Consider the following 1872-nt stretch of genomic DNA (forward strand, 5'->3'; position numbering starts at 1 on the left):
AGCAATGCTTGAGACTTGCGTTGGATCACCCAGTTGCGTAGCCGAGTCTTAACCGGTGTTTCATTGGTAACTTTAAAGCCTTGGATCTTACTTACGTACTCCCCGTATTCATTACCCATCTCGGTGCCATCATAATCATTACGAATGAGCAGGTTTTTACGCTTCACGAATGGGCCACCTTGCGCCATGACATACCCTGCAAAGTCGCCTTTATCAGCACACTTCATTGCTGTGGATGCGTTATCGATGTCTGTTTTTAATTCTGCTTTGTATTTGCCAGTAAGCACATCCCAACGCTGTAACGAGTTCATTGCAGCATAGTTTAAACGTGGCCCCTGAAAGTCTAATTTAGGACCCATAAGATAAGAGTTTTGGTCTGGGAATAATTCGGTAAATAGAGTGTATTGTTGTTTTGCATTGAGCAAGGCAACATAGCTTTTGAATGTGTTTACGTCGTTGTTGGCATAACGGCGTAATTCCCGATACGTGGTAACCGGTGCTCCACCAATCGCTTGAAACTGACGAATACGCCAACGACTTGCCCAGGCAGTCACGTGCGCGGCCATTTCTTTTTGGTCGCGCCCTGTCTCGTCGTCTTTTTCGTCATCCATGGCATAACCATCAATGTTCTTGCTTATGTATTTAGCAATGTAGCCGGTTGCAGAACCCAGTTCAGAATCGATAGCAACAATCTCGCATCGAGTACGTAAGTTCGGTGGCCCTACTGCTATTTGTTTCTTGTTTATGGTCGGGAACAGTTCTTTAAAATCTTCTTGTACTGCATAATGCGTAAATACCTCACTCGCCCGCTTTACATCATGCGGCTGCATGAATAACAGTAAGTGCCAATGTGGCGTACCGTCGTGATGTGGCTCGACAACTCTGATACCAAATACTGAAATATCATCACGTTTGAATTGAGCGCGGATTTTAGCCCAAACGCTACATAAATAACGCTGTGCATCACGGGGACTGTTACCCATCCAGTGATCGATAAAGCCGCCCTTTTTTCGGGTGTGGTGATATTTGGATGGTGCGGTTAAGGTAAGGAACAGTCCTTCGCAACCCATAGCTTGGGCAATATTCTCGTAACCACGCATCCGAACCATAAGCTCGCAACGGCGAATGGCTGGGTTACCAGTGGATTTATAGAACATCTCGGACAATGCTATCTCTTCATCCATGTCTTCATCAAAGACCGACATGCCTTTGATGAAATCACGGTTACGTTGTTTTTGGTTCTTCCATTCATGCAGACAGTCACGGGAACAATACGGGCTTGCTGACTTTTGCACTTGACCTACAGCTATTGCTAGGTGCTCGCGCATTATCGAGCGCTTGGCTTTTAGTTTACTTTCCCAGGCACGATTACAGGTTAAGCGTAAAATGCCACACTCTGCTTCTGCAGCTGTTAAGTCAGATTCGGGTTTATCATAGGGTGGTGTATAACCAAACTTACGGCTAATTTCACGTAGGCCACAAAAGACCTGGATAATAGACTGATCGTAGCCTTGGGCTTCATCCTGTTCTGCAGCTTGGTTATCGAGTTGTACGGCAAAGAAATCAGCGTACTGTTGCGCTAATACTTTGAGTTCGCTTTTATCCATTTCTGCGAGCAGTTTTTCGCGGAACAAGTCGCCACTGCGGATATAAGAATCACGGTATTTAGCTTGCTGGTTATATTGTGCTAATACCTTTTTTAAACGTGGGTTAATCTTAGCGCCCACAGTTTTTCTTAAGTACTTGTTGGCGTATTGACGGCCATTACGTTTAAAGGCTTTGATGTAACGCTCGGCAAAATAGCGACTAAGGTAATGCGGCATGTCACCAAAGAACTGCTTGCGCCATTGATGGTCTTCGAGATCGGGGTTA

The 1872-nt window shown here is 45.3% G+C and carries 1 protein-coding gene; it reads right to left on the minus strand.

Translation table 11 applies throughout. The features are described 5' to 3' along the window. On the minus strand, positions 1 to 1872 hold a 1872-nt coding region (locus BT797_RS20700; protein ID WP_075473339.1), incomplete at both ends, for a replication endonuclease.

Source organism: Moritella viscosa (genome assembly GCF_900120065.1).
GTDB lineage: Bacteria > Pseudomonadota > Gammaproteobacteria > Enterobacterales > Moritellaceae > Moritella > Moritella viscosa.